4 protein-coding genes are annotated in these 1695 nt (G+C 65.0%); all 4 read right to left on the bottom strand.

The genetic code is table 11. From position 1 onward, the window contains the following. Positions 1 to 145 (bottom strand): ribosomal protein S19 family protein (locus Q7T84_RS04870; protein WP_304806587.1); only part of this gene is annotated, 145 nt, incomplete at its 3' end. Positions 146 to 148: 3 nt separating this feature from the next. Continuing rightward, the gene (gene rplB, locus Q7T84_RS04865) at positions 149 to 985 is read right to left on the bottom strand and encodes a 50S ribosomal protein L2 (RefSeq protein WP_304806585.1); all 837 of its coding nucleotides are present in this window, start codon (positions 983 to 985) and stop codon (positions 149 to 151) included. Between the two features lie 4 nt (positions 986 to 989). Next, positions 990 to 1289, bottom strand: a complete 300-nt coding sequence (locus Q7T84_RS04860) for a 50S ribosomal protein L23 (RefSeq protein ID WP_304806583.1) — start codon at positions 1287 to 1289, stop codon at positions 990 to 992. Next, positions 1289 to 1695, bottom strand: a 407-nt coding sequence (gene rplD, locus Q7T84_RS04855) for a 50S ribosomal protein L4 (RefSeq protein ID WP_304806582.1), incomplete at its 5' end; no start/stop codon positions are given. The genes rplD and Q7T84_RS04860, both read right to left, overlap by 1 nt.

Genomic DNA, 1695 nt, shown 5'->3' with positions numbered 1-1695 from the left:
AGGTCAGGCCCACGAACTGGGGCATGATCGTCGAGCGGCGCGACCAGGTCTTGATCACGTCCTTGCGGCCGGAGCTTTGAACGGTCTCGGCCTTCTTGAGCAGGTATCCGTCGACGAACGGACCCTTCCAGACAGAACGGGTCATGGCTTAGCGAGCCTTCCGTGCATGGCGCGAACGGATGATGAACTTGTCCGTGGCCTTGTTGCTGCGCGTCTTGGCGCCCTTGGTCGGCTTGCCCGCGGGGGTCACCGGGTGGCGACCGCCGGAGGTGCGGCCTTCGCCGCCGCCGTGCGGGTGGTCGATCGGGTTCATGGCCACGCCGCGAACGTGCGGGCGGCGACCCTTGTGACGCGAACGCCCGGCCTTGCCGAGGTTCTCGTTCATGTGGTCGGGGTTCGACACCGCGCCCACCGTGGCGAGGCAGCTGTCCTGCACCATCCGCAGTTCGCCCGAGTTCAGGCGGATCTGCGCGTAGCCGGCGTCACGACCGACCAGCTGGGCGTAGGCGCCAGCCGAACGGGCGATCTGACCGCCCTTGAGGGGCTTCAGCTCGACGTTGTGAATGATCGTGCCGATCGGCATGCCACGCAGCGGCATGGCGTTACCAGGCTTCACGTCGGCCTTTTCGGCGGCGATGACAGCGTCACCGGCCTTGAGGCGTTGCGGGGCCAGGATGTAGGCCAGTTCACCGTCTTCATACTTGATGAGCGCGATGAACGCCGTGCGGTTCGGGTCGTACTCGAGACGCTGGACCGTGGCCGGCATGTCGAACTTACGACGCTTGAAATCGACCTTACGATACAGGCGCTTGGCGCCGCCGCCGCGGAAGCGGACGGCGATACGGCCATTGCCGCCACGGCCACCCGACTTCGTCAGACCCTCGACGAGGGACTTTTCGGGGCGGCCCTTGTGGAGCTCGGAACGATCGATCAGGACGAGGCTACGACGGCCCGGCGAGGTCGGATTATAATGCTTCAAGGCCATCGGACTAGAGCCCCGTGGTGATGTCGATGGACTGGCCTTCGGCCAGGGTCACGACAGCTTTCTTGACGTCGGAACGACGACCAGGACGGCCGCGGAAACGCTTGGTCTTGCCCTTGACGACCAAGGTGTTGACCTTGGTGACATTGACTTTGAACAGCGCCTCGACGGCGGCGGCGATTTCGTCCTTGGTCGCGTCATTGGCGACCCGGAAGACCACTTTATTCTGCTCGGAGAGCATCGTGGCCTTCTCGGTGATCACCGGCGACAGGATTGCGTCGTAGTGGCGGGCGACTGGGTCGGCCATTACGCGGCTTCCTTCTCAGCATAGCGCGCGTTGATCGCTTCAACCGCGTCCGTCGTCAGGACGAGGGTGTGGCGACGCAGCACGTCATAGACGTTCAGGCCGGCGTTCGGCAGCACGTCCACGTTCGGGATGTTGCGGGCGGCGAGCTTGAAGTTCGCGTCGACTTCGGCGCCGGCGATGACCAGCACGTTCTTCAGACCGATCTTCTCCAGGCTGGCGCGCAGGCCGGCCGTCTTCGGATCGGAGAGAATGACGCTATCCATGATGACCAGCGAGCCGGACTTGACCTTGGAGGACAGCGCATGGCGCAGGGCCTTGGCGCGGACCTTCTTGGGCAGGTCGAAGGCGTGGCTGCGGACCACCGGTCCGTGAGCCTTGGCGCCGCCGACGAACTGGGCCGCACGGC

Origin of the sequence: Phenylobacterium sp. (assembly GCF_030654915.1) — a bacterium.
Classification (GTDB): domain Bacteria; phylum Pseudomonadota; class Alphaproteobacteria; order Caulobacterales; family Caulobacteraceae; genus Phenylobacterium.
This window is presented reverse-complemented; position numbering and strand designations above follow the sequence as displayed.

Bases quoted from the DNA above. Each gene is read 5' to 3' on its own strand.
- rplB (WP_304806585.1), bottom strand. From the start codon at position 985: ATGGCCTTGAAGCATTATAATCCGACCTCGCCGGGCCGTCGTAGCCTC.
- Q7T84_RS04860 (WP_304806583.1), bottom strand. From the start codon at position 1,289: ATGGCCGACCCAGTCGCCCGCCACTACGACGCAATCCTGTCGCCGGTG.